General features: G+C 59.7%; 22 protein-coding genes. 11 read left to right on the forward strand and 11 right to left on the reverse strand.

Annotation, left to right across the window (positions count from 1 at the left end):
- Positions 1-86: 86 nt before the first annotated feature.
- The 4 genes from VB780_RS16095 to VB780_RS16110 all read right to left on the reverse strand — a co-directional run bounded on the left by VB780_RS16095 (position 87) and on the right by VB780_RS16110 (position 2,154).
- Positions 87-413, reverse strand: coding sequence for a hypothetical protein (locus VB780_RS16095; protein ID WP_323352182.1), 327 nt, complete (start codon positions 411-413; stop codon positions 87-89).
- Positions 397-684 (reverse strand): hypothetical protein, encoded by a 288-nt coding sequence (locus tag VB780_RS16100; protein ID WP_323352183.1) that lies wholly within the window; start codon positions 682-684, stop codon positions 397-399. The genes VB780_RS16095 and VB780_RS16100 overlap by 17 nt, the downstream gene beginning before the upstream one ends.
- Before the next feature lie 85 nt (positions 685-769).
- Positions 770-1,408: a class I SAM-dependent methyltransferase gene (locus tag VB780_RS16105; protein WP_323352184.1), complete on the reverse strand. Its 639-nt coding sequence runs from the start codon at positions 1,406-1,408 to the stop codon at positions 770-772.
- A gap of 8 nt (positions 1,409-1,416) precedes the next feature.
- Positions 1,417-2,154 carry a DUF4386 domain-containing protein gene (locus VB780_RS16110; protein ID WP_323352185.1) on the reverse strand — a complete coding sequence of 246 codons (738 nt, stop codon included), beginning with the start codon at positions 2,152-2,154 and terminating at the stop codon, positions 1,417-1,419.
- Positions 2,155-2,459: 305 nt separating this feature from the next.
- Between VB780_RS16110 and VB780_RS16115 the strand changes: the two genes are divergently transcribed.
- Positions 2,460-3,491, forward strand: a complete 1,032-nt coding sequence (locus tag VB780_RS16115) for an AraC family transcriptional regulator (RefSeq protein WP_323352186.1) — start codon at positions 2,460-2,462, stop codon at positions 3,489-3,491.
- 106 nt (positions 3,492-3,597) lie between these two features.
- On the opposite strand, the gene VB780_RS16120 is transcribed toward VB780_RS16115, so the two are convergent.
- Positions 3,598-4,224 (reverse strand): trimeric intracellular cation channel family protein, encoded by a 627-nt coding sequence (locus tag VB780_RS16120; RefSeq protein WP_323352187.1) that lies wholly within the window; start codon positions 4,222-4,224, stop codon positions 3,598-3,600.
- A 51-nt stretch (positions 4,225-4,275) separates the two neighbouring features.
- A complete protein-coding gene (locus VB780_RS16125) occupies positions 4,276-4,497 on the reverse strand; it encodes a hypothetical protein (RefSeq protein WP_323352188.1) in 222 nt (73 codons plus the stop codon).
- Between the two features lie 300 nt (positions 4,498-4,797).
- Here VB780_RS16125 and recA point away from each other — a divergent pair, with 300 nt between their 5' ends.
- The 7 genes from recA to VB780_RS16160 all read left to right on the forward strand — a co-directional run bounded on the left by recA (position 4,798) and on the right by VB780_RS16160 (position 11,568).
- Positions 4,798-5,862, forward strand: coding sequence for a recombinase RecA (gene recA, locus VB780_RS16130; RefSeq protein ID WP_323352189.1), 1,065 nt, complete (start codon positions 4,798-4,800; stop codon positions 5,860-5,862).
- Between the two features lie 94 nt (positions 5,863-5,956).
- Positions 5,957-6,772 (forward strand): tryptophan-rich sensory protein, encoded by an 816-nt coding sequence (locus VB780_RS16135; RefSeq protein WP_323352190.1) that lies wholly within the window; start codon positions 5,957-5,959, stop codon positions 6,770-6,772.
- Positions 6,773-6,886: 114 nt separating this feature from the next.
- Positions 6,887-8,467 (forward strand): type II CAAX endopeptidase family protein, encoded by a 1,581-nt coding sequence (locus tag VB780_RS16140; RefSeq protein WP_323352191.1) that lies wholly within the window; start codon positions 6,887-6,889, stop codon positions 8,465-8,467.
- A 123-nt stretch (positions 8,468-8,590) separates the two neighbouring features.
- Complete coding sequence (locus VB780_RS16145; RefSeq protein ID WP_323352192.1) at positions 8,591-8,845, forward strand: ribbon-helix-helix domain-containing protein; 255 nt, start codon at positions 8,591-8,593, stop codon at positions 8,843-8,845.
- Between the two features lie 3 nt (positions 8,846-8,848).
- Positions 8,849-9,223 (forward strand): type II toxin-antitoxin system PemK/MazF family toxin, encoded by a 375-nt coding sequence (locus VB780_RS16150; RefSeq protein ID WP_323352193.1) that lies wholly within the window; start codon positions 8,849-8,851, stop codon positions 9,221-9,223.
- Positions 9,220-10,530 (forward strand): exonuclease subunit SbcD, encoded by a 1,311-nt coding sequence (gene sbcD, locus VB780_RS16155; protein WP_323352194.1) that lies wholly within the window; start codon positions 9,220-9,222, stop codon positions 10,528-10,530. The genes VB780_RS16150 and sbcD overlap by 4 nt, the downstream gene beginning before the upstream one ends.
- A gap of 72 nt (positions 10,531-10,602) precedes the next feature.
- A complete protein-coding gene (locus VB780_RS16160) occupies positions 10,603-11,568 on the forward strand; it encodes a cation diffusion facilitator family transporter (RefSeq protein WP_323352195.1) in 966 nt (321 codons plus the stop codon).
- Between the two features lie 146 nt (positions 11,569-11,714).
- Here VB780_RS16160 and VB780_RS16165 read toward each other — a convergent pair whose 3' ends face one another.
- Positions 11,715-12,335 (reverse strand): chorismate lyase, encoded by a 621-nt coding sequence (locus VB780_RS16165; RefSeq protein WP_323352196.1) that lies wholly within the window; start codon positions 12,333-12,335, stop codon positions 11,715-11,717.
- A gap of 146 nt (positions 12,336-12,481) precedes the next feature.
- Here VB780_RS16165 and VB780_RS16170 point away from each other — a divergent pair, with 146 nt between their 5' ends.
- Positions 12,482-12,904: a glutamyl-tRNA amidotransferase gene (locus VB780_RS16170; RefSeq protein ID WP_323352197.1), complete on the forward strand. Its 423-nt coding sequence runs from the start codon at positions 12,482-12,484 to the stop codon at positions 12,902-12,904.
- Positions 12,905-13,040: 136 nt separating this feature from the next.
- Here VB780_RS16170 and VB780_RS16175 read toward each other — a convergent pair whose 3' ends face one another.
- Both VB780_RS16175 and VB780_RS16180 read right to left on the reverse strand, forming a co-directional pair.
- On the reverse strand, positions 13,041-14,450 hold the full coding sequence (locus VB780_RS16175) for a trypsin-like peptidase domain-containing protein (RefSeq protein ID WP_323352198.1): 1,410 nt from the start codon (positions 14,448-14,450) through the stop codon (positions 13,041-13,043).
- A 112-nt stretch (positions 14,451-14,562) separates the two neighbouring features.
- Positions 14,563-17,250, reverse strand: coding sequence for a diguanylate cyclase (locus tag VB780_RS16180; protein WP_323352199.1), 2,688 nt, complete (start codon positions 17,248-17,250; stop codon positions 14,563-14,565).
- A gap of 263 nt (positions 17,251-17,513) precedes the next feature.
- Between VB780_RS16180 and VB780_RS16185 the strand changes: the two genes are divergently transcribed.
- On the forward strand, positions 17,514-17,810 hold the full coding sequence (locus VB780_RS16185) for a hypothetical protein (RefSeq protein ID WP_323352200.1): 297 nt from the start codon (positions 17,514-17,516) through the stop codon (positions 17,808-17,810).
- A 92-nt stretch (positions 17,811-17,902) separates the two neighbouring features.
- On the opposite strand, the gene VB780_RS16190 is transcribed toward VB780_RS16185, so the two are convergent.
- Positions 17,903-18,709, reverse strand: a complete 807-nt coding sequence (locus tag VB780_RS16190; RefSeq protein ID WP_323352201.1) for an SDR family NAD(P)-dependent oxidoreductase — start codon at positions 18,707-18,709, stop codon at positions 17,903-17,905.
- Between the two features lie 599 nt (positions 18,710-19,308).
- Positions 19,309-19,953, reverse strand: coding sequence for a Uma2 family endonuclease (locus tag VB780_RS16195; RefSeq protein WP_323352202.1), 645 nt, complete (start codon positions 19,951-19,953; stop codon positions 19,309-19,311).
- Positions 19,954-20,037: 84 nt separating this feature from the next.
- On the opposite strand from VB780_RS16195, the gene VB780_RS16200 reads away from it, so the two are divergent.
- Positions 20,038-21,372 carry a lipid-A-disaccharide synthase gene (locus VB780_RS16200; protein WP_323352203.1) on the forward strand — a complete coding sequence of 445 codons (1,335 nt, stop codon included), beginning with the start codon at positions 20,038-20,040 and terminating at the stop codon, positions 21,370-21,372.
- Position 21,373: the final 1 nt, after the last annotated feature.

Raw genomic sequence — 21,373 nt, forward strand, 5'->3', positions numbered from 1 at the left:
TTATGGCTCACGGATCGCTCGGTCTAACTCATTTGGGCTGTGCTTGGATACTGGTACCGACATTGCACAACCAGCGCTGACTATACCTAATTGCCTTTACGGGCGATCGCCCTCTCGTAAGCCGGGTCATGCTCGGCAAAACTCAGCACCAGCAAGCGCCTCGGGGCAGGCGTGTCATAGACGCGATAGACCAGGCGATAGGCCAGTCTGTTCCAGTCAATTTCCAGTGCGCGATAGCCCGCCAGTTCTCCCTTTAGGCCATGACTGGGCACCTTGCGGGTTTTGTAGGGGTCTAAGGAGAGAATCTGTTGGTAGCGGGGCAAATCTTCCCGCAGCAGTGCAGGCAGATCGAGCAAATCCTGCTGGGTCACCCCCCGATGCAGCTGAACCTTGTATCTAATCTTGGTAGCCACGGGCTTTTAACCAACGGTTGAGCGCGTCCTCATCCACCTCTTCGCCCTCTTCGATGACTGTCACCCATTGGCTGGGGTCGTCGAGGTCACCGATGCGATCGATCGCGCGCGCTTCGGCAGATCGCTTGGCCAGGGGCTGCCCAGCGTCGCCGTGGTGCTTCCAGATCAAATAATCGACAAAATCTTGGATGGTGTGCAGTTCCGCTTCCGAGAGGGTGCCAAGCTGCTGGGTAATGTGTTCGACCAGGGGTGCCAGAGCGGTATTTTGCATGGCTAGGGCGGTAGGGGGGTTGTTCTCAGTTTAGCCAGGAAGAATGTAGCCAGGACGTAGAGCGGCAGGATTGGGGCTCTGAGCATTATGACGGTACGGCTCCGCTGGTGCAGAAGATTTCTGAAGGGCGATCGCGCTGGTCGCCCCTGGTGCTGATTGCCGTAAAGCCCGCTGCATGCAGCAGTGCTTCAACCTCGGATGTCTCGTAGGCGCTAAACCCTTGCTGGGTTAGCCCCTGCCTTTCTAGATATGCCTTTGACGCATAGCCAATCACCAAGCGCCCGCCGGGCTGGAGCACCCGGTAACATTCGCCCAGCACCTGGGGTGCATTGGCCCAAAAATATAGGGTGTTGACGGTGCAAACCTGGCTGAACTGCTGAGTGGCAAAGGGTAAGGCCTCGGCGCTGGCCTGGTGAAGTTCGACCCTGCCCTGGTCAATCAGGGGTTGAAAACGGCGCTTGCAGATCTCGATGGCGTCGGGCGATCGCTCTACCCCCACCACCTGCGACGGTTTGCCTGTCGCCACCAGTTTGTCGATCAAGTCGCCGCCGCCGAACCCAACTTCAAGCAGGCGATCGCCCGGCTGAAGCTGTAAAGTCTCCAAAACCAGGTCATTGAGGGTGGCATTGCGGCGGTTGAGAAATTTCAGCAAGAGTCGCCCAAACCATCCCGACGGATCGCCCAACTGCCGGGCCAAGAACGGTCTGAATGAATGAATTCCCATGGTGTTGCCTACAGGGGGTGGAATGGGTCTGTTACCAATCGTTTCGATGGCACTCGCAGTAGGGACAACCCCACCAGCAGTAGCCAAACCTCCCACAGTATGAAGCCCATGGGGGTGCTCTCAATCACCGGCAGGTTGGGGATCACGGTGGCCAGCAGCTCACTCTGCCCCAGCAGCAGCAGCGGCGCAGTCAGCAGCCCCCACCAACCAATCCAGGGTTTGAACAGGGGAGAATGAATGATCGCCAACCCCAACCCCACTGTCCACCCGACCAGGAGTAGCTGGCCCAGCTGTTCACCAATTATCACCCCGCCGTACTGGTGCACCACCCGGTAGGCTACGCCCACCGCCGCGCGAGTCGCCTCATCGGTGGCTGGATTTGTTTGCAGCTCGGCCAAAACCGGTACGACAAACACCCAGCGCATCAGCCCGATCGCCTGCAAGAGGCCCGACAGCGCCCCCATCGTGGTGGCGGCCCCCAGGTAGGGAGTGCTGGGGCGATCGACCACCTGATGCAGCAGCAGACTGGCCGGAATCAGCAGCAGCGCCGCCAGCCCAAACACAAACCAGGTGAGAATCAGCGCTGTGCCCCCGGCCTGAAACTGAGCCAAAACGTAGTCCACCGGCTCGCGCAAAATGTCGTCGTACCCAAAGGTCTGGATCAAGCGCAGGTAGGGAATGTTGGACATCACCACCAGCCCAATCAGAAAGCTGCCGGTAGTGCGAACGAGCTGTAAACGATTCATAGCGCCTCTTAAGTAGTATTCGTGTAGAAAGAATTCGTCAGGGGCGTAGCGCCTGCTGGATGAGCCAGGTGTTGGCCATGAGAACAGTGAATAGAACCGCGATCGCCAAGCGACTAAGGTAAATAGAGCGCAGTAGCTGGGCCAAAGGACTTGTCCGCTAGGGGCAGCACTGGCCCGCTGGGCAAATCTGCCGGTGTACCTCAACGGTACGGGCAGCCCCAGCGCGATCGATTGACGCGTCGCGCCAAGACACTGACTGAAAACGACAGATTGAATTCCAAGTTCAATGCAAAGGGCAGCTGGGTATGCAAGAGGTTAAGTTCTCTGGGGCCATCGTGCGAGACATTGTGCAGTACGTGGCGGCCCAGGGCGGCGAGGCCGATCGCCTCTGTGCGGCAGCCGGAATCGATCCAACCTGGCTAGATGACCCCGATCGCCCAATCTCGGGCACAGTGCTGCAAGCGCTGTGGCGCGCGGCGGTGGTGCAGACCAGCGATCCTGACCTGGGCCTGCACATTGGCGAAGCCTTTGACCTGGCGGCGATCGGCATTGTGGGCTACGTGCTGCTCAACTGCCAAACCTACGGGCAAGCCCTCGACAAACTGGCGCGCTATACCCACCTGTTTAGCCAGGGCGTGGCCATTTCTCACACGGTCGCTGGGGGGCTGGTTCAATGCGACTGCGCCATTTTGGGAGATGTCAAAAACTATCTGCTTGACGAGCCGCGCCACCCGATCGAAAGCACTTTTTCGGCGCTACTCACCGCTACCCGGCAGCTCACGGGCCAGGGGCTCAGCCCCACCGCCGTTTGGTTTCAGCACCCGCAGCCAGCGAGCTGGGCCGAGCACGATCGCATCTTTCAAGCTCCGGTGCAGTTTGCGCAGCCCATCAATCGGCTGATGTTTACCGTCGATCGCCTAGCCTGGCCGGTGAAATCGGCAAACGCCACCCTGCTAGCGCTCTTTGAGCAGCACGCCACGGCCATGCTGGCGATTCAGGGCAACCGCTACGCCAAAACCGTGGGGCAGGCCATTGTGCAGCACCTGACCGGAGATGTGCCCACCCTGGAGGCGATCGCCCGCACCCTCAACCTCAGCACCCGCCAGCTCCAGCGCGAATTGCACAGCGAAGGTACCTCCTTTCAACGATTGCTCAATGAAACTCGCCGGGACCTGGCCCTGCGGTATATGCAAAATTCCGCTGTCTCAATGCACGACATGGCTTTTCTGCTGGGGTTTTCTGAACCCAGCGCCTTTCATCGCGCCTTTAAGCGCTGGACGGGGCAAACGCCCCGCAGCTACCGCCTGCTTCAACTGGGGCTACAGGGCGAAATGTAACCTGCACTCCGCCTGTAGCCGTTGCTCTACACAAATATCCTCGGGTGACAAGACCGGTTGGATCAAGTTGCATGGATCAAGTTGCGTAGAACGCCAGCCTTCGGAGCTAACGCTTTTTACCATCGAGATCAATTTTGAGGGTGAGCCGCAGGGGTAAAAATAGCTGCCAGCGAATGGCGATCGCGCGTACACCAAAAATCACCCCCATAGCAATCAATCGGCAGAAGGGCGACGGCATCAGATGCAGCAGCATCACATAGAGAATCCCCCCCAGCACAATCGGCGTCGCGTACAACTCCCGCGACAAGAGCAGCGTGGACCGGTGCGTAACCACATCGCGAATAATCCCTCCGGCAATACTGGTCACAAGCCCCATGACGACCGCTACGGCGGCGGGATGCCCAAAGGCCAGGGTTTTGTCGATCGCCTGCACCGCAAACAGAGCCACCCCCATGGCATCCATATACGACAGCAGGCGCAGCGGCAGCTTGAGAATCAGGCGAATGCCGATAAAGGTCGCCGCCGAGGTCGCCATGGCTACCCAAAAGGCGGTCAAATCCTCAAGCCAAAACACCGGCACATCGAGAATCACATCCCGCAGGGTGCCGCCGCCGATCGCCGTCAGCAGCCCCACCACCACAATGCTAAAAATATCGAGGCGCTGCCGGGTCGCCGACAGCACCCCAGAGATGGCAAACACCGCCACCCCCACCTGGGCCAGAACATATTCCATGGGGTTCTCCGAGTCGGGTAGCGTTCTCTCTTGGGGAGAACGCCCTGCCGATTATCCCCTACTGCCCCGGTCGGGCTCGGCCCCAATGGAGTGGTGAATGAAAAGTCGCCCAGCGGCGATCGCCTCTTCGCTGCTGGGGTAGACCTCGCCATCGTTGAGCACCGCCATCTCGGGGTTGATTACCCAGCAGCGGTACCCTAGCCCCTGGTGATAGGTCACCCCAGCCACCCAGCCAGGAAATACCGACACATGAATTAAACGACTGTTATCCATCGGTATTGACCCCTTCAGCCTGTGAAACCCTGTGTTTGTGCCGCCCTGCTGAGCGTGACCCTATGGGTAAGCCAATTCCCTGATTTACCCACCAGGGCGGCTTAATTTGGTTCAAGTGTACTATACTAATTGAGCGAAGACAATGCCTCCTCAGGTAAAGTCATGGCTCAGTTTCACTACAGCGCTTTTTCCCCAGGGGGCACTACCCTTCTAGGCTGAAGTGGGGTTTACTAAGGTCATCTTCCCGGCCCTTGCTCCAGGCCCATCCCATTCCGCTCACCCGATTCACCCCAGGTAGCTATGGCATCTAAAAGTAACGCAGGCTCCGAAAAGCAAAAAGCTCTGACCATGGTGCTTAGCCAGATCGAGCGCAACTTTGGCAAAGGGGCAATCATGCGCCTGGGCGAAGCCAGCCGTATGACGGTCGAAACCATCCCTACCGGCGCGCTAACGCTAGATCTGGCCCTGGGCGGCGGTCTGCCCAAGGGCCGAGTAATCGAAATCTATGGCCCCGAAAGCTCTGGCAAAACTACCATCGCCCTCCACGCCCTGGCGGAAGTGCAGAAATCTGGCGGCGTCGCGGCCTTTGTCGATGCTGAGCACGCCCTCGACCCGGTCTACGCCAAAGCGCTGGGGGTCAATATCGACGAGCTGCTCGTCTCGCAGCCCGACACGGGCGAAATGGGTCTGGAGGTGGTCGATCAGCTGGTGCGCTCCGCCGCCGTCGATGTGGTGGTAATTGACTCGGTAGCGGCCCTGGTGCCCCGCGCCGAAATTGAGGGTGAAATGGGCGATACCCACGTGGGCTTGCAGGCCCGCCTGATGAGCCAGGCGCTGCGCAAAATCACCGGCAGCATTGGTAAGTCGCAGTGTACAGTAATCTTCTTAAACCAGCTGCGGCAGAAAATCGGCATCTCCTACGGCAACCCCGAGGTTACTACGGGGGGAAATGCGCTCAAGTTTTACGCCTCGGTACGCCTCGACATTCGCCGCATTCAAACCCTCAAAAAGGGCACCGAAGAGTACGGTATTCGCGCCAAGGTCAAGGTGGCCAAAAATAAAGTGGCCCCGCCCTTTCGCATTGCCGAGTTCGACATTCTCTTCGGCCAGGGTATTTCGACCATGGGCTGCTTGGTAGATCTGGCCGAGCAAACCGGCGTGATTGTCCGCAAGGGGGCCTGGTACAGCTACGGCGGCGACAACGTCGGCCAGGGCCGCGACAACACGGTGCAGCGCCTGATTGAAGACGCTGCCTTTGCCGCCAAGGTAGAGGCCGAGGTGCGCGAAAAACTCGCCATCAACGGTGCCCCGGTCACGGTTGAAGAGCCCGAGGACGATGCCGAAGATCTGCTAGACGATGAGTAGGCTGGTGGTAATTTAACCGCTGGCTCTCACTGGGGATAGTGGCGTTTTGACGCTCCTCAGGGGAGGATAGGGCTACGATTACCATTTTTCCCCTATGGATACCCCCTCTAATCGCGCCAACTCGGGCACTGGTCTGGCGGTGGCTACGGCGATCGCGATCGTAGCTGCGGTGGTGTTCAACACCCTCTTCAACCGCTTCCCGCCGGGGGGACAAAACGTGGGTCAGATCGCCAACACGATTCTGGAGGGGGTGTTGATTACGCCCGCCAACTACGCCTTTGCCATCTGGGGAATTATCTACCTGGGGCTGTTTGCCTACGGAATTTATCAGTTTCACCCCGAGCGGCGGCGAGAGCCTCAGCTCCAGCGAGTGAACAAGCTGCTGATTGTGGCCTGCGTGGCCCAGACGCTCTGGATTTGGCTATTTTCTCTCCAACAGTTTGGCTGGTCGATTTTGGCCATGCTGGGCATTTTGATTCCTCTGATTGGCATTTACTTGACGCTGCATATCGGTCTCGATGGCCAACGACCGGCGCTGGGCCATCGGGTGTCTCGCCGCCGCCGCTGGATGGCGCACATTCCCTTTAGCCTCTACCTGGGCTGGATTGCGGTGGCCACCATCGTCAATGTGGCCTCGGCTCTCTATGCATCGAGCTGGGGCGGCTGGGGCATTTCGTCGGTGACCTGGACGGTGGCGATGATTGTGGTGGCCGCTGTCATCGCAGAGGTGGTGATCTATCAGCGCGGCGATATCGCTTTTACTTTGGTCTTCATCTGGGCATTTGTGGCGATCGCCGTGCGCCAAGGCGATATCCCGGCCATTCGCTGGATGGCGCTGATCGCGGCGGGAGTGCTGCTGTTTTGGCTGATTTTGGTGAAACGCGGCTGGCCGAAGCGATCGCAGGAGTAGCCAGCCGCCCTAGCTGAGAGAGCCGCCTGCTGCCTGAGACCCCACCCGAAGTCAAACCCAGTGGAATAATGGGAGGGTAGTGTTTTTCGCTACTGACCTTTTAACCGCCTGCCCATGACCCCTGAATCTGACTCAATGCAGCCCTGGCTTTCGCTGAAGCGGCTTTTTTTGATTATTGTGACGGCCCTGGTGGGGCTAGTACTGGTGCAATCGCTGCTGAGCAGTTGGAACGAACCCCAGGTGGCGAGCCAGCTTCAGCTCTACCAAACCGATCTGCTGCTAGAGGGCAGCGCCTGGAAGGGGGAGGGGTTGCCCGAAGACCAGTGGCCGGTTATTCGCGAGGGCTTGCTGGGCAAAGACCCTGTGGCCAATGCCAAACAGCAGTACGAAGAGGTGCGGGAGGGGGCCGTTGAGGGCATGGACCGCTGGCGATTCCCCCAGGGATCGCTTCGCGAATCGCAGCCCGCTCCCGCCGATTCCTTGGCGGATGAAACCAACGCGGGCAAGCCCCTGGCCCGACGGCTGCAAACCGCCCTCGACCAGCAGCAGGCGCTGATTCACCGCCTCGATCTGCGGCTGGGTTTAATGGATGCCTACCAGGGCCAGCCCGAGGCCGCCCTGGAGCGCTGGCAGCAGGTGCGCGACAGCGACACCGCCCTTGCCCCGGCGGTGCGCACCGCCGATACCCTGATTCGCCTTTGGCAAGACGGCGACGTGCTCCCCGAGGATGAGGCCTGGCTGGGGCAGGCGCTCAACGGCTGGTTTAAGTACCGCGCCCTCGACCAGCTCTACGGGGTAGAAGGTCGAGAGGGCGATCGCATCCAGATTCAGACCCAGGAGCAAACGACCGCCCAAGCCAAATTGGTCAAGCTGGCTCTGGTGGGCGCGCTGCCAGCCCTGGGGGCGATCGTCGGCGTGGGATTGATTATTTGGCTGGTAGCCCAGCGGGTGCTGCGGGGCAGCCAGTCGGTGCTTCGCCAAAACGCCGGGCGCGGCTGGGAAATTCCCTGGACGGGCGAAATCATCTGGCAGGTGCTGATTGTCGGCTTTTTCTTTGTGGGGCAAATTTTGCTGCCTCTGGTGCTGGGCGGGTTGGGCTTTAGCAGCGGCAGCCTCAGCAGCCGAGGGCGGGCGATTTTTTCGCTGGTCTACTACCTGCTGATGGCAGCGGGGTCTTTGGCGGTGCTGTGGTGGTCGATTCGCCCCTACCGCCCGGTGCCGAAGGAGATGTTTAGCCTGAAGCCGTCGGGATCTGGGCTGCTGTGGGGGCTGGGGGGCTACTTTGTCGCTGTGCCACTGATGTTTGGGGTGGCGCTGCTCAACCAGAAAATTTGGCAGGGGCAGGGCGGCAGCAATCCGCTGCTGCAAACGGTGCTCGAAGAGCAGGACGGCGTGGCGCTGCTGGTGTTCTTTCTGACGGCGGCGATCGCCGCGCCCATCTTTGAGGAATTTCTGTTTCGCGGCTTTTTGCTGCCCTCGCTGACCCGCTATGTGTCGGTGGGCTGGGCGATCGCCCTCAGCGCCCTGATCTTTGCCGCTGCCCACCTCAGCCTGTCGGAGGTGCTGCCCCTGACGCTGCTGGGGGCAATTTTGGGGTTTGTGTACACGCGATCGCGCACCCTGATCTCCCCCATGGTGCTCCACAGCGCCTGGAATAGCGCCACTATGCTGGGCCTGTTTATCCTCGGCGGCTAACGACGGGGTTTTGGCAAATGGGAAATTTCTGGTTGGCGACCCCCAAGAGGATTCACCAACCAGAGATCGATCTACGGAGCATAATGAGTAATATGTATGCTCACACTCAACGTGTGCTCAGCAATGGCTACCCCACCGCATAAGCGCCGAGTTTCAGTCATCATTGATGCCGATCTGTTGGATGCGATCGATCAGGTCTCCAACAACCGTTCAGCGGTGATCGAAGCAGCCCTGCGACTCTGGCACATTCAAAACATCAACGACCAGCTGCGGCAGTATTATCAAACTCAAAGCCAGCCTGACCTAGAGCACGAAAGGCAGTGGGCCGAATTTGCTCACCACCAGCTTGACGAAACCCTAGGGCATGAGGGGCTCTGAGCGATGGCTCAGCCCTACCCCCTACAAGGCCAAATTTATCTGATCAAAGCCATCTGTAACCTAGGCGATACGAAAAAGCGGCCAGCGGTGGTGGTTTCCATCAATCTGCGTAACGAACTTAGCCAAACCGTGCTGGTGGTGCCCTTCACCAGCGATACCCGCAGCGGCGAAACGCCGACCCGCATCTTGCTCATCGCCGGAGAAGGGGGCTTAGAGACAGACTCTCTAGCCACCTGCGACCATGTGCTTGCCGTTCGCAAAACCTATCTAGAGCAAGGCCCCTACGGCAGCATAGACCCGCGATCGCTCCAGCGCATTCAGCAGGGAATTCAACTCGCCATTGGCATCTATCCTGTCGGCGCTATCATGACCCCATGATCACCCTTCTCCACCTCTCCGACATCCATATGGGCAGCGGGTTTGCCCACGGTCGCCTCAACCCCGAAACCGGCCTCAACACCCGCTTAGAAGACTTCATCGCCGCCCTCACCCGCTGCATCGATCGCGCCCTGGCCGAGTCGGTCGATCTGGTGCTGTTTGGCGGCGATGCTTTTCCCGATGCCACGCCGCCGCCGCTGGTGCAGCAGGCCCTGGCCCGCCAGTTTTGTCGGCTGTCGGCAGCGGGTATCCCCACGGTGCTGCTGGTGGGCAACCACGACCAGCATGCCCAGGGCATGGGCGGCGCCAGCCTGTCGATCTACAGAACCCTGGGCGTGCCGGAGGTGGTGGTGGGCGATCGCCTCGAAACCCACCGCATCGACACCCGCAATGGCCCGGTGCAGGTGGTCACCCTGCCCTGGCTGACCAAATCGACCCTGCTTACCCGCCCCGAAACCGAGGGGCTCTCCATGGCCCAGGTCAACGAGCTGCTGCTCGATCGCCTGCGGGTGGCCCTAGAAGGCGAAATTCGCCGCCTCGACCCCGCGATTCCCGCGATTTTGCTGGCCCATGCCATGGTCGATACCGCCACCTACGGGGCTGAGCGATTTTTGGCCACCGGGCGGGGCTTCAACATTCCTATGGCAATGCTGGCCCGCCCCTGCTTTGACTACGTGGCTCTGGGCCATGTGCACCGCTACCAGGTGCTCTGCGAACAGCCCCTGATGATCTACCCCGGCAGCATTGAACGGGTTGACTTTAGCGAAGAAGCCGAAGCGAAGGGCTATCTCTTGGTTCAGGTGAGTAAAGAAAATACCAAGGCCGAGTTTTGCCCCCTGCCCGTGCGCCCCTTCAAAACTATCCAAGTCGATCTCACTGGGGTCGAAAATCCTCAGACGGGGCTGGAGCGGGCGATCGCCAAGGCCGACATCACCGATGCCGTGGTGCGCTGCCTCTACACCCTGCGCACCGACCAGGTGGACCAGATCGACCAGTCTGCCCTAGAAATCGTCTTGGCCGACGCCCACACCTACACCCTTCAGCCCGAGCTAAAGGCCCAAACCAACCGCAGCCGCCTGCCCGAACTGGGCACCGACAGCACCCTCGACCCGCTGGCGGCCCTGGGCACCTACCTGGCCAACCGCGACGACCTCAGCGATCTGGCCGAGGGCATGATGGCCGCCGCCGCCGCCCTCATGGCCGACGAAACTGAGGTGGATCTGCCCCTCGATACTGTTGACATAGACCTAACTGACCTGGACAGCCTGGTGCTTGAGGAAACAGCCCAGCAACTGCGACTGCTCTAGCCACCGCACTTAACCGATTGCAGAACCGCCCCTTGCAGTACCATTGAGCCCAGACCTTGAGCCCGGTGGCCCATGAACGAGGGCGAGTACCAACGCCGCATTAGCTACCGCCTGTTGTTGACGACCCTGTGGGCAACCCTGCTGCTGCTGGCGGTGCAGGCCATTGGCGGGTGGGCCAACCAGTCGTTAACCTTGCTGGCCGAGTCTTTGCACACCCTGATAGACGGGTTTAGCACCGTGCTCAGTTTGGTGGCGGTGACGTCGCCCCAGCGGCAGATGGGCCGCGAGGTGTGGGGCCACGGGCGCGCCGAGGTGGCAGGCACCCTAATTTTGTGCGCTTTTTTAGGCTTTACCGGGGTTAGCCTGATGTTTATTGCCCTGCGCCAGGTGTTTAGCGGGTTCACAGGGGGTGCGATTCCCTTTCCCGTCGCGATTGACCCGGCGGTGCTGCGGTTTACGGCGGCGATGGTGATTCTCAATGTGGCCCTGGGCATTTACGCCAGCTACCAGGCCCGCAGCCTCAGCAGCCAGGCCCTCAAGCTCAACACGCGCCACTTCTTAGCCGATGCCTGGCTGAGCATTGTCATGGTCGGGGTGCTGTTAGCGATCTGGCAGGGGCAGCGCTGGCTCGACCCGGTCTTTGCCCTAGTGCTGCTGCCCCTGGTAGGTCGCAGCCTATGGCGAGTGCTCAACGAACAGCTGCCAATGCTGCTGCGCCCGACGGCGATCGCCCCCGAAGCCATTTCCCACATTGCCACCCAGGTGGAGGGCGTCACCCGCTGCACCCGCATTCGCTCCCGAGGCATGGTGGGCCGCCAGGTCTGGGTCGAAATTCACCTGGTGCTGCACCCCGAGTTTGTAGAATCGGCAGAAACCATTGGCGAACAGATCGACGCCCAGCTGCGCCAGCGCTACGGCCCCCTCCGCACCCAGGTCTGGGTCGAATCGGCCCGCCCCTACCAAGATGCGTTTTCGGAACCGGGCATGCCAAATTATTTGCCGCCCTCTCCGGGAAATGGCGGTGGAGACTGGGCCTAGGGGATTTTGGATTGGCGATTTTGGATTTTGGTCAGATTGGCCTGACTGACCCAAGCAATTAAGAACCAACCAGCCAGCCGAATCGCCGATCCAACATCCTAACCAGCCACCCCAAATCGCCAATCCAAAATCTAAAATCCAAAATTCTACAGAGTTGGCCCGCTCTGCATCGGCCCCAGGTAGCGGGTCAGGTAGGGCGAAAACACTTCGTAAATCAGCGTCAACGGTTTGCCCCGGTGCCAAAACAGGTAGTGGCGGCCCCAGAATGGCCCGGCTTGGCCAAAGGCTTCCTCTAGGGCTGGTGAATCGCCGTAGTAGAGGCCCTGGATGTCGCGGTAGAGCTCAGTGCGTAGGCGAGCCAGGCTGGCCCAGATGGGCAGCGACTTATTTTGCAGATATTCATCGACATGGCTGGCCTCCCACCAGGAGGCGGCGTAGGCGAGGCGCTGGCCCGAGGCGGTGCGCAGCCACACCTGGCGGCGCAGGCGAGGGCCGGGCACTACGCGAATAATGTCGGGGGCACCGTCAAGATCCATACCCACGGGGGTCATGTCGATGACATCGACCTCGGTGCGATCGCGCGTCAGCAGCTGCAAGTGGCGGGTGGGTGAACCATCCCCCAACAGTAAAATTTGCCAGGCGGGGGCAAGCTGGTCGTGGGGCAGACCCTTTTGTACCGTGGGCTGCCCGGCCTGCCAGCGGGGGGCAAGGGCGTGCCAGTCGCTGGGCACCGCCGGGTCAATGATGGGCTGTAGGGCAGAAGCCAAGGGCGTTACAAAAATTCATGTGTTAATTCTATGCTATCGCGACAGCCCGGCCCTTTCCAGCTAAATCTGAAGAATCGGTGCAGGCTACAGTGAATCAGTTCATCACAGCCTATCAACACTATTCAATACTGGGGGAGTGCGCCACCATGGCGGAGGGAATCAAACTAGCGGTCAACGGCACCCTAATGCGGGGGCTTGAACTTAACCCAAACTTGCTCAACGCTGGGGCAGAGTTCCTCTACGAGGCGGCCACTACCCCTAGCTACCGCCTGTGGTCGATCAACGACGTGCACCCTGCCATGGTGCGAGTCAGCGATGGCGGCATCGCCGTGGTGCTGGAGGTATGGCAAGTACCCCCCGATGGGCTGGTGCAGGTGCTGCTGCAAGAGCCACCGGGGCTGAGCATCGGCAAAGTGCCCCTAGCCACGGGCGAAACGGTGCTGGGGGTACTGGGCGAACCCGTACTGTGTGAAGGTCAGCGCGAGATTTCGGCCTACGGCGGCTGGCGATCGTACCGCGCAGCCTTAGATAAAGAACTAAGCGGAGTGAGGAACGTTCATTCGCTGTAGGGGGCAGTTTGTCGGTCGAGAAGGAAGAGTGGAACGTTGACAGGTTAGCAGGTTGACAAGTCCAAACCTTGCGACTCTCAAACCTTTCAACCTGCCAACCCACCCCCCTTTCGCCAATCCCAAACTCCCTCAGCGCCTACTCCACCGTCAGCAGAAATCGCCCCTGCCCGCCTGCTTGGTAGCTGTTGACCAGCACCGAGTAGGTACCGTTGCGGGGCAGTGTGACCGCTATTTCAGAATTGGTGTTGTTGGGGTTGGCATCGTCGTTTTCGGCGAGGCGGTTGCGGCCTTCGTCGAGCAAAATCAGGTAGGTGTCGAAGTCGGGGCTCTCTAGCCGCAGGCGCACCGACTGCCCGGCCCGACCCGAAAAGCTAAATTCTTGGTAGTAGGAGCCATCTTGCAGGGTGCGATCGCCTGGTCCCAGATTACCCTGCTGCCGCAGTACCGCACCGTTCGGGGCGTTCGGGGTTGGGCCACCCTGACCGCCCCCCGTCTGGCTGAGCTGAAGCTGGTAGCGCCCTGACTCGCCCTGGCCATAGCTGTTGGCCAAAATAATGTAAGACCCGGTGTAGGGCAGTTGCACCGAGATGCGGGCGCTGCGATCGCCACCGCTGTCGTCATCCTGAATGGAAAAGTCTTCGTGATCGGGGGCTAGCAAAATCAGGTAGGGGTCAACCTCCTGGCTATTCATGGCAATGGTGACGGTTTGCCCCGCCTGCCCCTCAAACCGGTAGGGGTTGTAGAAGCTGCCGTCGGGCAGCACATTGCTGGTGTTGTTGAGCTGGCCCTGTACCGATGCGCCCAGGGCGATAGACGTGGGTTCGCGGCGGGTGCGATCGGCGGGGGCTGAGGCCGTAGCCGTGCCCGATCGCACCGAGGCCAAAAACGTCTGTACCGCGTCGGTGGGGATGGCAAAGCCAATGCCCACACTGCCGCCACCGCTACCGGTGGTAAAGATCGAGGTGTTGACGCCAATCACCTGCCCGGCACTGTTGAGCAGGGGGCCGCCCGAGTTGCCGGGGTTAATGGCGGCATCGGTTTGAATGACATTGCGATCGCGGTCAATGCGGCTGACAATGCCCACGGTGAGAGTGCCCTCTAACCCAAAGGGGCTGCCAATGGCAAAGGCGCTCTGCCCCACTCGCACCGAGTTGGGGGGGGCTAGCGTCACGGTGGGCAGGCCGGTGGGGTTGCCCCGCAGGCGCACTGCCGCCAGGTCGAGCCGGTCTTGGCCGTAGCCCACCACATCGCCCTGGAAGCTGCGGCCATCAGACAGGCGCACCGTGACGACGCGCTCAGTGCCGACCACGTGGGCGTTGGTGAGAATTAGCCCGCTGGCGTCGACAATGCTGCCGCTGCCGCCGCCATCGCGGGTGTTGACGGCCACCACCGCTGGGCTCACCTGATCGTAGACTCGAATCGTGGTGGCTTCATCCACGGTGGACTGCGCCAGGGCGGGAGCCGCCGCCAAGGGTGTCAATCGAGCGGGGGCGATCGCCGCCATCCCCGCCAGGAGCGTCCCTAGGGCCAACGAACTCGATGCCAATCGCTTCACTGCTGCCTGTGCCATATAGTCCCTAAATACTCTGTAAAACGCACTACCGAGTCGGCATGAGGTAGTACCTGATACCTACTATTTACCTATCCTTCCCGTACTTTCAGGATATATCTCTGGGTAGAGGCCCACTGGCCTCATCAGCCACTTTTATGGCAGGCACTGTTGCGACCACCACTCGATTACGTCCCTGAGCCTTGGCCTGGTAGAGGGCGTCGTCGGCAGCTTTCAAGACATCGCCAGCGCGCAGGCCGTGGTCGGGAAAGCTGGCCACCCCCAGCGAAGCCGACAGCGAATTGAGCATCAGGCCGCTGTAGCTGATCTGAAGCAGGCTCAGAGCCTGGCGAATCTCTTCAGCCCGTGTCAGGGTGGCCTCCGGCGGTGACACGGGCAAAATCAGAATCATCTCTTCGCCACCGTAGCGGCAGGCCACATCTGAGCCGCGCACGCTTTCACGGAGGAGTTGCCCAACGGTTTCTAAGACGCGATCGCCCGCATCGTGGCCATAGGTGTCGTTGAACTGCTTGAAATGGTCAATATCGAGCATAATTACGCCAATTGTGTGGTGCTGGCGTTGGGCTCGCTGCACCTCTCGGGTCAGCGTTTCTTCTAAGTAGCGGCGATTAAACAGTCTGGTCAGTGGGTCTCTAATGCTCTGCTGCTGAAGGGTTTCGCGCAGATGCAGGTTGGCCAGCGCCAGCGAGAGCTGCTCGGCTACAGTGCGGGCCAGCTGTTGTATTGGCTGGGGTAGCTCTAATATACTGAGGTAAAATAGTCCTAAGGTATCGCCCTGAGCTAGCAGAGGAATACAAAGGGTATTGGTCGAAATAGCGTGGGTCTTGTTGTGGCTGCACCGCAGACCTATGAAGTTGGGGCCGACTTGATACAATCGTCCCCGCCGCAATGCCCAGCAGTCCTGAGGGCTAAATTCCGGGAACGACTCCAGATGATCTCCCCAAGCTGCAATATTTTCAACCCGATCGCGGGAGTTGTCGATGATGAAAATCCCCCCCATGCTGTCGGGAAATAGCGGCTCAATCAGGTTTGGCAGCGCCTGATAGGCTTCTTCCTTTGTGATGCAAGCCTGTAAGAAATCACTCATTTCTCCCAACAGCTGCATTTCTCTATTGCGCTGATCTAGCTCTGCAACGCGAGTTTCAAGCTGTTGATTGGCCTGCTGAAGGGCCTGGGCTACTTGTTTCAGGGGGGTAATATTGCGGAAGGTAACCGCAAACCCATCCCCCAGTTTGACCGCGCCAATCTCAAACCAGGTGGACAGGCCGTCGTGGGTGTAGTGAAACTGCCGCTGCAGCGCGTCTCCAGAGCTGACGACGTCTACGTAGAGATCAAACAAGCCATCGGTTCGATTGCCCGGCATTTCTTCGAGCAGGCGTTTGCCCACCAGATACTCGGCGGTGCGACCCACCAGTTCGCAGGCGGCAGGGTTGCTCAGCAACCACTCAAAATCGACAAGGGTGTCCGCCTCGTTGCGCACGGATTGAAAAGCCATAATGCCGTCGAGGGAGCTATCTAGTACCCCCGTTAGCTGGAGCTTCGTTGACTCTAGCTCCAGCTCTGCCTGTCGTCTGAGGGTGATGTCTCGGGCTGTGGCATAGACCTGGTCACCCACAGGCACCGCCCGCCACTCCAACCAGCGGTAAGACCCATCCTGACAGCGGTAGCGATTGACAAAGTTAATAATCTCCTGCTGCCGATTGAGCTTTGCGATGCTCTCTAGGGTGCTGTCTAGGTCTTCGGGATGCACATAGTCTAAAGATCGGGCGTTTTCTAAAACCGCTAGCGGATAGCCCAAAATCTTTTCCCAGGCGTGGTTGAGACGGTGGAAATAGCCTTCTGTGTCGGAAATGCAGAGCAGATCTAAGACGACAGAGAAAAAGCGCTCTAGCTCTTCGGTCTTGGTTTTTAGCGCTAGCTCAACGGCTTTGCGATCGCTAATATCGCGCACAATCGCCAGGCATTCATCGTCCCCGCAGCGGATGAGACGCACCTCTTCGTAGAGCATTTTGCCGTATTTCTCAAACTGACGCTCCCAAACTTGTAGGGTGCCGGTGGCTAACGCTTGCTCGATGCGCTGCAGCTGATGGGCCAAGAGCTCAGGGGGCAAGACTTCTGAAATATGATGGCGAATCGGCACAGACATGCCCTCCACAGCATTCGCTGGGGCGCGAAAGTCGTAGCAGGTGCCGTCGGACCCGACCCGCAGCGGTAGGTCAGGAATCGCTTTGAGCATGGCCCGGTTAGTCGCCTCGCTGTTTCGCAGGGCGGCCTCGGTGTGCTTGAGCTCGGTGATATCGACCCCAATGCCCCCCACCCAGCGGGTCGCTGCCCCGGCTGGGTAGATCGGAAACTTGCGCACCAAAAAGATGCGGGTGGTGCCGTCGGGCAGGATGGCCTGTTCTATGGTTTCAAAAACGGCTTGGTGGTCGAGCACCCACTGATTGTTTTGCCGGTAGTCTTGGGCTATGGCCGGGGGAAAGAGGGCTTCTAGGGTTTGGCCAATGACCTGCTGGGCCGATAGCCCAAATAGGGTTAACCAGGCTGAGTTGGCGTAGCCCATCACCCCGTTGGCATCGGTCATCCAAGCGATCGCCGGGGCGTGGGCCATAAAGGCCTCGAACGGGCTAACCGCCTCGGGCAAGGAGGGTGGCGATCGCCCCAGGGCGTTCTGCACCGGTTGATTGACCTGCTGCAAAGCCGCTATCTGTTGTAGGTCAGCGTTTTCGGCCTGTAGCCGTTGCACCAAGCGCCTTAGATCATCTAACTCAGCCATATTGTCCCTAGGTTCTCTGAACCCTATTGACTGTTCTGGATCTGGTGTAGTACTGAATCTGGTGTAGTTATGGTAACAAGTCCTGCGATCGCAAAACAGCGCCTCCCTAGAACTCTTGGCAAAACCAGCCTCAGGCTGCACCTGAATGGGACCGCACCCGAGTTAGGGCAGCGGCTTAAGCTTCAGGTCGCTTTGACGTTGTACCCTGGCATGATCGGGTTCGTTGACCGGCACCTATTTCTGCACCCTATCGCGAGGTTTCGATGATGCGTAGGTTATTTGCCAAAATGTTTGCTGGGGTTTCACTGGTGGCCGCAATGATTGTCATCGGTCTGAGCTGGATGGGGCAGTTTCCGGCCGGGGCGACCGTGGCCGAGGCACCCCGCCTGGTGCCCGCGATCTTAAACGGCAGCCCAGTCAGCGTGCTGTACATCACCCGCAGCAGCGACACAGTGCTAACGCGCTGCTATCCAGGGTTTGAGCCATCCCTGACGGTGCGGGCAATGGGCAATAACGCCGGGCAGATGGAGGGGGTGCTGACCTGCGTTAGCCGTCAGTAAGGTCTCAGTAAGGTCGGGCAAAAATAGGTCGGGCAAGAAGGACTGCACCCCTAACAGGCTGCCGGGTGGACTGGTTCACCCGGCAACCCGACTCAGGTTGAGCGGATAGGGCGCTGTTGGGGTCTAGCCGGGCTAGCCGGAGCCAGCAGCCGCACCATCGCATCGACCAGCCAGGGAGCCAGGCGCTGGGCCCATACCGTCGCATGGCTCTGCCAGCCCACTAAAATCTCAGACTGGCCGCGGTTGAGCCCCCGCACCAGCGCCTCGGCCACCTGCTCTGGGGTCGAAGGCTGCACCCCGCGAAACCGCTCAAACCCTTTCACCATATCGGTGTCGGTGAGCGAGGGCAGCAGCGCCACCACGCGCACCCGGTGGGGGGCCAGTTCACCCCGCAGCGCCTGGGTAAAGCCCACGATCGCAAACTTAGTGGCCGAGTAGGTGGCCATCGTTGGGGCGGCCACCTTGCCCATCAGGCTCGACACGTTAACAATGCAGCCCTCCCGGTGGGTCGCCATGCGGCGGGCAATCAGGCGGGTGACGGTGTAGAGGCCAATCAAATTGGTGGAAATTTCAGACTGGACGTGGGGTAATGTGGTCTGCAAAAACGGAGCCTGGTGGGCCACCCCGGCACAGTTGACCAGCAGATGCACCGGGCCGTGGTGCTGCCAGGCGCGGGCAATTACCACGTTGGCGGCGATCGGGTCGGTCAAATCGACAGGCAAAATAACGGCTTCTGCCCCCAGCTGGCGCACTTCGGCGGCAACTTCTTCTAGGCGCTGGGCGTTGCGGGCCACCAGCAAAATGCGCTGCATGCCCTGGCGGGCCAGAGCGTGGGCGATGGCGCGGCCAATGCCGCGAGATGCCCCGGTGATTAGGGCGGTTTTACCGTGAAAAAGCATAGAAACCTCCTGCTGAGCCTGTGGTGTTTCAGTCAGCGTGATTAGAGTTAGGTGCGGAGCCGAGGCAATCTCTCAGGAAAGCGCCGGATGCTGCACTGCGGAACTAGATAGGGTCAAAAAGCTGAATTAGCTTAACGGTCTCAATGACCTGAAATATTGGTGTGCTCAGTTCAGATCGGTGATGGAAACGTCTACGGTCGCGTTGCGACGCGCTGAATCTGAACCCGATAGCGACAAGGGCGCTTGCCTAACGCGCCAAGAGACATGGACTGTGGAGTGGGGGCATGGATTGTGCTCTCCTTGCTGAAAGGTAATCCGAACCATGACTCAGACCTTAGCATCGGGATCAGGCACCGACAACGATCCTGAACGAAGTCGCCGGATTGTAACAGCGCTTATCAGCATTCTCAGAAAAGCAACATTCGGGAGCCCTGCAATCCCTGGGGCCACTTTTTATAGCCCGCAAAGAATTCCCACGCTGAGAGGATTTGGGAGATTCACGCCCGTTCATGAGAAGTGCCACAAGCGGGAACCTCAATCTGAGAAAGCAGAGGTGTAGTTTAAATTACGTATTGTTGTGTTGCGAAGAGCAACGATGTCTAGGCAGATTCTTTTACCCAGGTGCGCACCGCTCGGCGCAGAGCCAGCCTGCCCAGCGAGCGATGGGCCTCAATCAGCTGCGGGAGTGAGCGAATGTCAAGGGTAGGGAAGACCCGGCTCTGTTCGGCCTGGTTGTAGCGATCGCCCTGTAGCAGATACATTGCCAGTACACCACCGTCGTAGCACCAAATCTCTGGCACCCCCAGCCGAGCATAAATAGGAAACCGATTGAGGGATTTGCTAGTGAGATCAATTTCAAGGGCTAAATCGGGCGGTGGGTCTTGGTCGAGGTCAAAGGTGAGCCTGCCGCGCACCAGGGCTTCGTTTTGAAAATAAAAACAGTTATCTGGCTCTAGACCGGCCTGCTGCATCTCCCGCTGCCAGGTAGTGGATCCGTAGCTTTCGAACTCTAGATCGAGTTCTTCCGCTATGTCTTTGACGGCATCCCCAAGCGTTTCTTTGAAATATTCGTGCTCGGGGAGTGGAGCCATAATCTCTAGCAATCCGTTGTCGTAGGCAATGCGGGTGCGGCGGCGATCGCCCAATTCCGCCAAAATGGCCTCAAACTCAGCCCAGCTGACATCGCGCAGCAGCAGGCTCTTGCCCGGCGGCACATCGAGTTGACGGAGCTGAATGGCGACCATAGGAGCTGCTGGAGTAGTAGGATCCGTAGTCTTAGCCTAACCCAGAGGCATCTTCAGAAGCATCGCAAAAGGTATCCCAAGTTGATGAGTGTTGACCCCATTACCACCACGGCTGTAGCCCCCGGCGATATTTTGATTCTCTCCAACGGGCCGGGGGAAATTTCGACCTGGGTGCGCCCGGTGGTGCAGGCGCTGCGATCGCACCTCCCCGACTCCAGCCAAGTCCGCATTTCTGTGGTGCTGTCGCCCTGCACCAACGCCTCGGGGCGCGAGGCCGAGATGGCCAGCAGCCTACCGGGGGTCGATCGCGTTCAGGGGCCAGAGCATTTCTTCTCCTTTTTGCTGTCTTGCAAAACGGCGGCGGGCTGGGACTGGCGACCCCACGGCGTGGTGATCTTTCTGGGCGGTGACCAGATCTATCCCGTGGTGATTGGCAAGCGCCTGGGCTACCGCACCGTCATCTACGCCGAGTGGGATGCCCGCTGGCACCGCTGGATCGATCGCTTTGGCTGCATGACGGCCAACATTGTGGCGGCGGCCCCGGAGGAGTTTCGCGGCAAGTGCGAGGTGATTGGCGATCTGATGGCCGATGTGCAGGCCGATAGGGAGGCTCAGGTGGCTGTGGGCGATCGCCTCGGCTTGCTCCCCGACCAAGACCTAATTGGCATTATGCCGGGATCCAAAAAAAATAAGCTCAGCGTGGGCCTGCCCTTTTGCCTGGGGGTCGCCGAGACTATCCATCGGCTGCGACCCCAGACGCAGTTTGTGATTCCGATCGCGCCGATGCTGTCGTTAGACGCGCTGGCCCAGTTTGCCGATGCCGCCCAAAACCCTGACATTCGCCTGTTTGAGGGGGCGACCACGGCGGAGCTAATTGAGGCTGAGTCTGCTCTACCTCGCCTGCGCACCCCGAGCGGCCTAGAGGTAATGCTGTGGCCCACGCACCCCGCCTACGACGTGATGAGCCAGCTCCAGTTTTGCATTACCACCGTGGGGGCCAACACCGCAGAGCTGGGATCCCTGGGTGTGCCGATGATGGTGCTGCTGCCCACCCAAAAGCTCGAGGTGATGAAAGCCTGGGACGGCATTCCCGGCCTGCTGGCCAACCTGCCCCTGGTGGGGGATGGCTTTGCCAGGCTGATTAACCGGCTAATTTTGCGACAGATATATAAGGAGGGGCGGCTGTTTGCCTGGCCCAACATTTGGGCCAAACGCCAGGTGGTGCCCGAGCTAATTGGCCCGCTCAAACCCCAAGCGGTAGGAGCGCAGGTGGTGAGCTATCTGGAAAATCCCGAGAGCCTGAGGGCGATGCGGCAGGAGCTGCGATCGGTGCGGGGTGCAGCGGGGGCCTCGGCCAAGCTGGCGGCGATGGTGCTCGAAGAGCTAAGGTCGTCTTACTCAAGCGACGCGAGCGATTAGC

The organism is Leptolyngbya sp. CCNP1308 (assembly GCF_034932455.1).
GTDB lineage: Bacteria > Cyanobacteriota > Cyanobacteriia > Phormidesmidales > Phormidesmidaceae > Nodosilinea.

What these genes read in the sequence shown, in the direction of transcription:
- VB780_RS16100 (WP_323352183.1), bottom strand. Translation starts at nt 684, where the DNA reads ATGCAAAATACCGCTCTGGCACCCCTGGTCGAACACATTACCCAGCAG.
- VB780_RS16105 (WP_323352184.1), bottom strand. Translation starts at nt 1,408, where the DNA reads ATGGGAATTCATTCATTCAGACCGTTCTTGGCCCGGCAGTTGGGCGAT.
- VB780_RS16110 (WP_323352185.1), bottom strand. Translation starts at nt 2,154, where the DNA reads ATGAATCGTTTACAGCTCGTTCGCACTACCGGCAGCTTTCTGATTGGG.
- VB780_RS16115 (WP_323352186.1), top strand. Translation starts at nt 2,460, where the DNA reads ATGCAAGAGGTTAAGTTCTCTGGGGCCATCGTGCGAGACATTGTGCAG.
- VB780_RS16120 (WP_323352187.1), bottom strand. Translation starts at nt 4,224, where the DNA reads ATGGAATATGTTCTGGCCCAGGTGGGGGTGGCGGTGTTTGCCATCTCT.
- VB780_RS16125 (WP_323352188.1), bottom strand. Translation starts at nt 4,497, where the DNA reads ATGGATAACAGTCGTTTAATTCATGTGTCGGTATTTCCTGGCTGGGTG.
- recA (WP_323352189.1), top strand. Translation starts at nt 4,798, where the DNA reads ATGGCATCTAAAAGTAACGCAGGCTCCGAAAAGCAAAAAGCTCTGACC.
- VB780_RS16135 (WP_323352190.1), top strand. Translation starts at nt 5,957, where the DNA reads ATGGATACCCCCTCTAATCGCGCCAACTCGGGCACTGGTCTGGCGGTG.
- VB780_RS16140 (WP_323352191.1), top strand. Translation starts at nt 6,887, where the DNA reads ATGACCCCTGAATCTGACTCAATGCAGCCCTGGCTTTCGCTGAAGCGG.
- VB780_RS16145 (WP_323352192.1), top strand. Translation starts at nt 8,591, where the DNA reads ATGGCTACCCCACCGCATAAGCGCCGAGTTTCAGTCATCATTGATGCC.
- VB780_RS16150 (WP_323352193.1), top strand. Translation starts at nt 8,849, where the DNA reads ATGGCTCAGCCCTACCCCCTACAAGGCCAAATTTATCTGATCAAAGCC.
- sbcD (WP_323352194.1), top strand. Translation starts at nt 9,220, where the DNA reads ATGATCACCCTTCTCCACCTCTCCGACATCCATATGGGCAGCGGGTTT.
- VB780_RS16160 (WP_323352195.1), top strand. Translation starts at nt 10,603, where the DNA reads ATGAACGAGGGCGAGTACCAACGCCGCATTAGCTACCGCCTGTTGTTG.
- VB780_RS16170 (WP_323352197.1), top strand. Translation starts at nt 12,482, where the DNA reads ATGGCGGAGGGAATCAAACTAGCGGTCAACGGCACCCTAATGCGGGGG.
- VB780_RS16180 (WP_323352199.1), bottom strand. Translation starts at nt 17,250, where the DNA reads ATGGCTGAGTTAGATGATCTAAGGCGCTTGGTGCAACGGCTACAGGCC.
- VB780_RS16185 (WP_323352200.1), top strand. Translation starts at nt 17,514, where the DNA reads ATGATGCGTAGGTTATTTGCCAAAATGTTTGCTGGGGTTTCACTGGTG.
- VB780_RS16190 (WP_323352201.1), bottom strand. Translation starts at nt 18,709, where the DNA reads ATGCTTTTTCACGGTAAAACCGCCCTAATCACCGGGGCATCTCGCGGC.
- VB780_RS16195 (WP_323352202.1), bottom strand. Translation starts at nt 19,953, where the DNA reads ATGGTCGCCATTCAGCTCCGTCAACTCGATGTGCCGCCGGGCAAGAGC.
- VB780_RS16200 (WP_323352203.1), top strand. Translation starts at nt 20,038, where the DNA reads ATGAGTGTTGACCCCATTACCACCACGGCTGTAGCCCCCGGCGATATT.